This window comes from Deltaproteobacteria bacterium, from assembly GCA_016223005.1.
Lineage (GTDB): Bacteria > Desulfobacterota > GWC2-55-46 > UBA9637 > GWC2-42-11 > JACRPW01.
In genome coordinates this window covers 1-6676 of record JACRPW010000036.1, presented here as the reverse complement: position 1 = coordinate 6676, position 6676 = coordinate 1, and the positions used below count along the sequence as shown (strand labels likewise).

At 38.7% G+C, this 6676-nt stretch carries 4 protein-coding genes and 1 pseudogene (1 of these 5 cut by a window edge); all 5 read left to right on the top strand.

The genetic code is table 11. The features are described 5' to 3' along the window. Positions 1 to 209: pseudogene (locus HZC45_03905) on the top strand (chemotaxis protein CheW); it begins 288 nt to the left of the window's first position. Positions 210 to 415: 206 nt separating this feature from the next. Next, positions 416 to 2365 (top strand): methyl-accepting chemotaxis protein, encoded by a 1950-nt coding sequence (locus HZC45_03900; protein MBI5682301.1) that lies wholly within the window; start codon positions 416 to 418, stop codon positions 2363 to 2365. Between the two features lie 155 nt (positions 2366 to 2520). After that, positions 2521 to 4377 (top strand): bifunctional diguanylate cyclase/phosphodiesterase, encoded by a 1857-nt coding sequence (locus HZC45_03895; GenBank protein ID MBI5682300.1) that lies wholly within the window; start codon positions 2521 to 2523, stop codon positions 4375 to 4377. Positions 4378 to 4420: 43 nt separating this feature from the next. After that, positions 4421 to 5170, top strand: a complete 750-nt coding sequence (larB, locus tag HZC45_03890) for a nickel pincer cofactor biosynthesis protein LarB (GenBank protein ID MBI5682299.1) — start codon at positions 4421 to 4423, stop codon at positions 5168 to 5170. A gap of 313 nt (positions 5171 to 5483) precedes the next feature. Continuing rightward, on the top strand, positions 5484 to 6676 hold a 1193-nt coding region (locus tag HZC45_03885), incomplete at its 3' end, for a hypothetical protein (protein ID MBI5682298.1).

Here is a 6676-nt window from a genome sequence, read left to right as displayed (position 1 = left end):
GAAAGAAGAGTGTTGGAATGGTAGTTGATTCGGTATCAGAGGTGCTGCGGCTGGATGCATCAACTGTTGAGCCTCCTCCTGAGATAGTGGGCAGTGTTGATTCAGAATATATAGAAGGTGTTGGAAAACTTGAGGACAGGCTTATAATACTTTTGAATCTGGATAAGGTCTTAAGCCCAAAGGAAAAGGAATCGTTGTCAAACATTTAAAGGAGATACTATGAAAACCTCAAACCTAAAGGTTTGAGTTACCGCATATTGTAATGAAAACCTCAAACCTAAAGGTTTGAGTTACCGCATATTGTAACTCAAGGCTTTAGGTTTCGGGGTGGAGACCATTTATAGGATGGGTTTGAGTTACCGCATATTGTAACTCAAGGCTTTAGCCTTGATTGCACTATTCATAGGAGGTTCACATGGGACTCATACAAAGATTATTGCATAATATAAGCATCAAAAGGGTTTTGTATCTGGGACTGGTTTGTACAGGTGTATTTTTGCTATCTTTGAATATTGTCATTATTACTGTTCTTTACAGGGGTTCAAAAGAGGCAGATAGGATGCTAATGGCAAATGAACTTGCTGACAATATTATTGTCGCCAGCGGATGGGAGGCGATAGAGCGGGGCGCTACAACAACAGCGCTATCTAGTCCTGTGCCTGCTGATGTTACCATCATTCAAAGAATAAAAGATTTCCGTGAAAAGGGCGATGAGGCATTTAACAAGGCACATACTCTGATGAAATCACTTATTGCCTTTGACCCATCTCACATTCAACTTAAAGAATCTATCAAAAAAGTTGAATCTTTAAAACAGGAATTGGAGAATGCCCGTTTAATTGTAGATGGAAACCTAATGAAAAATGTAAAAGAATATGCCCCTAAAGACTGGTTCAAGACTATGACAGCGTTTATTGATGCAAATGCTGATTTAAGGTTAAAATCAATTACCTCCCCTCAGGCAGTTCAGACATTCAGGGATGGTGTAAGATTAAGTGTAGAACTTAGACAGGCAATATGGCTTTTAAGCGAATATGCAGGCAGAGAAAGGGCAACCATTGGCAGTCATATTTCAGCAGGTATGCCTGTAACTGATGCTACGGCGGCAGATTTAAGGACATTCAGGGCAATTGTAGACTTAAACCTTAAGGCAGTTTTAAGTTTCAAAGATGACCCGGTAATTGATGCAAACCTTAAGGCTCAAATAGTAAAGATGGAAAAGGTTTTTTTGGGTAGTTTTGAAAAGACAAGAAAGGATATTTATGATGCAGCATATTTGGGTAATTATCCAATATCAGCAAAGGAATGGATGGAAAGGGCAACTGGGGCAATAAATTCAGTCCTTGATGTATCTAGTGCTGCCAATCAGTCTGTTGCAAAACAACTTCGGGATGTAAAGGCTCATGTTAGAAAGCAGATAATCATTTATATAGCATCTGTCATAATCCTGTTTCTTATGGGTATTATTCCATTTATAATAGTAAAATATAAGATTGTCCACCCAATGTCTGAACTTATGAACTCAATACTTGCAATAGAGGAAAGCGGAGATTTAACAAGGGAAATCAATTTGGCGTCTAATGATGAGATTGGACAAATCGCAGATGCCTTTAATAAGATGATTGGCAAGTTTCATGGCATTGTTAAAGGCATTCATTCAGGCACAGAGCATCTTACTAATAGTTCGCAGACACTTTCTGAATCAGCGCAGCAGATTGCCTCTGGCGCTGATGAACAGAGTGCAAGGGCAAGTCAGGTGGCAACTGCCTCAACAGAGATGTCTGCAACCATAGTGGAGATAGCAAAGAATGCGTCAGGCGCAGTAGAGGCAGCTAGAAATGCGAGTAAGGCTGCAGCGAATGGCGGTGGAATAGTGAATAAGAGTATAGACAGCATGAATTCCATAGCAGGGACAACAAAACAGACCAGCAAGGTTATAGCAACCCTTGGCAATCGTTCCAATGAGATTGGCAAGATTATAAAGGTCATAGATGATATAGCAGACCAGACAAATCTATTGGCATTAAATGCGGCAATAGAGGCTGCGAGGGCAGGGGAGCAGGGCAGGGGCTTTGCAGTAGTAGCAGATGAGGTTAGGAAGTTGGCAGAGAGGACAACAAAGGAAGGCAGTAGAGGATGGTGTCAAGTTAGTTCAGGAGGCAGGTGGAGCGTTAAAGGAGATAATCAGTCAGGTAGAGAATGTAACCGGCATGATACAGCAGATAGCGACTGCATCAGAGGAGCAGTCAACCGCAGCAGACCAAATCAGCGGGGATATAGAGACAGTGGCAGGTATAACAAAAGAGACATCTGGCAGCGCCCAACAGATACTAAAGGCAAGTCAGCAGATAACTGCATTGGCTAATAACCTTAAATCCAAGGTGCAAATGTTTCATGTTGTGTCTAAAGATGCAGATGTAATAGAGATGGGGCATACAGGGCTTCCGCTTAATAAACCACCAAAGGAATTAACGGGCATAAATTAGGGTAATACCATCAAGAACACTCAAGGATTTTTATATGAAAAAACACAACCTCAAAGAGATAGGAAATCTTCCTGACAAAAATATATCTGTTGACAGAGATATTCTGGAGTCTGAGGTAAAACTCCTTGAAAGGTCTATAATCACATCTGATGTAATCAGGAACTGGAAGGGATATATTAAGCATCTTCTTGTTGAAATAAATAAAGTTGTAGAGGTTTACAATATATGCTCCATATTCTATATGGATGATGGGAAGTGCGATGTTGAGATATTCTGGCTGAATACACCATCTATAGCAGCGACTAATAATTTAAAAAAGACAATCCTAGAAAATATAAAGGGACATTTCCCGTCAGGCAATTTAGAAAATGATTCTATTAGATTCACTGATAACATTGTTGGTAATTCTGTAGCGCTTAAAGAAGTTGATGAAAATTATTTCCACTTTAAGACAACATCTGCATGTTTGGAAACAGATAAGATATGCGGCACTGTAGGCATTGGTATTCATAAGGATACATCAGATAATACAATCGTGGGTTTGGTGCTGGAGAGCATTTTAATAACACTGTTAAATGTCATGGTTACTGTAAAGGCAGTTGATAAATATACAAATGAACTTAAATATTATGCCACAAGGGATCCCCTGACACATCTTTATAATCAGAGGGTTTTTTGGGAACTCTTGCATTATGAAACAGAACGGTCAAACAGGCATAACAATAAGTTTTCTCTTATGGTTATTGACATAGATGATTTTAAAAGTATTAACGATGTGTATGGTCATTCATTTGGCGATAAGATTCTTAAGGAATATACCCGATTTATAAGGGAGATGTTAAGGGGTGAAGATTTATTTGCCCGATACGGAGGCGATGAATTTGTTGTTATACTGCCTAATGCTGATATAGAGCAGGCATATAGTGTGGCAGAGAGGATAAATGATTTTTTAGATAAATTTCCCTTAACATCGCCTGATGGCAATACGATAAATATAACAAGTTCAATAGGTATTTCAGTATTTCCTGATAATGCAAAGGATAGCAGCACCCTGTTTTCCATTGCAGAGAATATGATGTACAGGGTAAAGTCACAGGGGAGAAATGGGATAGGTGTTCCAAGACAAGATGATGTGGCAGATATATTTAAAAGGCTCGGGGAGAAATCCATCATCATTACCCGTGCCCTTGCAGAGAAGAGTGTAATCCCATATTTCCAGCCTGTAATGAATCTGGAAACAGGTAATATTGAGGCGAATGAACTTCTCATGAGAATCCCTTTGAATAATAATGGCATAATGAATGCCGGTGAATTTATTGAGATGGCTGAAAATATGGGTGTAATCAATGAACTTGATTATATACTTATGGAAAAGACATTTAAGATAATAAGAGAGGTAAACTATCAGGGGATTATTTTTATAAATCTTTCCCCAAAGATATTGATAGTAAAAGATTTTATATATAGGATTGGCGCCATGACATCTATGTATGGTGTTGATGTTGGGAAAATCGTGTTTGAAATCACAGAAAGAGGTACGGTTAGAAATATAAAACTTATTGAAAAATATGCCCTTGACCTCAAATCTTACGGGTTTAAGTTTGCGATAGATGATTTTGGTTCAGGTTTTTCATCATTTCAGTATATAAAGAAATTTCCAATAGACTATGTAAAACTAGATGGGGAATTTATAAAAGGCATGATTAACAATCATATGGATAAAGCAATTGTATTAAGCATGGTTACGCTTGCAAAAGAACTTGGCATAAAGACAATAGCAGAATTTGTTGAAGATAAAGAGATTTTAACAGCAGTCAGCGGTATGGATATTGACTATGTTCAAGGCTATTATATAGGAATGCCATCACCTGTCCTTCAATCATCTATATAAATCTATAGAATTTATCCCGAAATACTGCTAAACTTTTCCACTTGTGGACACCAATCAACTAAAAAGACTTTTGTCAGATTTTCAAAAAGGTAACCTTGATATTGAAACTGTGATGACAAAACTAAAGACACTTCCTTTTGAAGAGATAGGTTTTGCAACTATTGACAGCCACAGGTCTTTAAGACAAGGCTTTCCTGAGGTGATATTTGGGGAAGGCAAGACCGCAAAACAGATTATAGGCATTGCTGAAAGACTATATGAAAAAAAGGAAAATATTCTTATAACAAGGGTTAGTGTAGATAAGGCAAAGGTGTTAAAAAAGAGATTTCCAAAATTTGTTTATAATGATGTTGCAAGAACAGTTGTTATAAAATCCCATCCTATTAAGATAAATGGTATTGGTAAGATACTGGTTGTAAGTGCAGGCACATCAGATATACCTGTTGCAGAAGAGGCTAGAGTAACAGCAGAGATTATGGGCAATGATGTAGAAACCCTTTATGATGTTGGTGTTGCAGGCATCCACAGGCTCTTGCACAAGAAGGAAAAACTGTTCAAGGCGAATGTCTTGCTCGTAGTTGCAGGCATGGAAGGGGCGCTCCCTTCAGTTGTTGCAGGGATTGTATCAAAACCTGTTATTGCTGTTCCGACAAGTGTTGGCTACGGCGCTAATCTTGGCGGAATAGCAACACTCCTTGCAATGTTAAATTCATGCGCCTCTGGTGTAACGGTTGTAAACATAGACAACGGCTTCGGCGCAGGCTACGCAGCGAGTTTGATAAACAGGAAGTGAATTCACTTTCTGGCAACATAATATAAAGCAGCGAGATAAACTAAATCTTATGCCAAACAAACTTCCATAGGACATAAGGGATAATCAGGCTAGGGGAAATGGTAAATAAATCTGTTGCCATTACCGTGATGACCACTGACTTATCATTTCCCTGCTTAAGACTTGCAGGGACAGGCATAACAAACGAAAAAGAGCAAAGCCTGAAGAGATGCTCAAGTAAGGGAAAATGGTAAATAAATCCCATTATCTTTTGTCAAGCACTGAAATAACGGCTGTAAAGAGTGTTGTTTTAATATAAAATATGCCTGAACAAATGGATACCACATACAAAAAACCTCAGACTGCTTTGCTTGAAGATGTCTGGATAACATCAGGCATTTTTTCAAACCATTATCTATTAGAACGTCTGCCGCAGGCTGGAGCAAAAATCTGGCATAAAGATGAGGAAGTATTGCCAGTATACAAAACCATTCAGGAATTATACGCGAAAAATATTGTAGGCTTGAGAAAAGGGAATGAGGCAAACACCGAAAGGCGGTTTATTGATAAGGTTTTTAATGAATTGGGTTTTGGCTATCTTAATCAGGATAAAATACCTGAAGCAGAGCGCAGACAGGTGCCTGATTACTTTCTTTACTCTACCACCGAAAGTGCAGACAATGCCTTCAAACTCTCTCCGCATAAAAAATACAAACTTGCAATCTCAATTGCAGAATCAAAACGGTGGGATCATAATTTAGACCAGCCGTCATCAGGCAAGGGCAAGGCAACTAAAGGCAGGTATCCGCATCAGCAGATAAGGGATTATCTAAACGAATCCGAACATATAAAATGGGGAATCCTTACCAATGGCAAGGAGTGGAGGCTCTATTCCAAAGAGGGGCGGTCAAGCAAATTTTTTGAGATAGACCTTGAGGCATGTCTTGAAGACCTTCAGAAGTTCAAATATTTCTATCTCCTTTTCAGCCCAAATGCCTTCATAAAGGAAAGTTTCGGCAGATGTCTCCTTGACAATATTTTTGACGAATCACTTAAGTTTCAGGAAGATGTTGAAAAAGACCTAAGAGTAAAGGTCTTTAACTGTGTTGAACGGCTTGGGTACGGCTTCCTGTCCGGAGAGGAAAACCGTTTATCTGAAAAAGACCTTGAATCAATATACTATCACAGCCTTATCCTTTTATATAGAATACTCTTTGTGCTTAATGCAGAGGCAAGAGACCTCCTTCCAACTAACCCACAAACAAATTACTACAAGCATTACGGCATCCAGAGGATAAAGGATAGGGTTAGGCATGGGAAAGGAGAATTTATAAGTGCCAAAACAGTTTTGTATGATGATTTATCAGCCCTTTTTCATCTGATAAACGGCAGCAATGAAAAACTCAATAGAGATATGAACATACCAAGATATAACGGCGGTCTTTTTGACCCTGATAAATATAAATTCCTTGAAGAAAAGAAGGCAGGAGACGATGTTCTTTCAGAGATAATTTATGAACTCTCCAA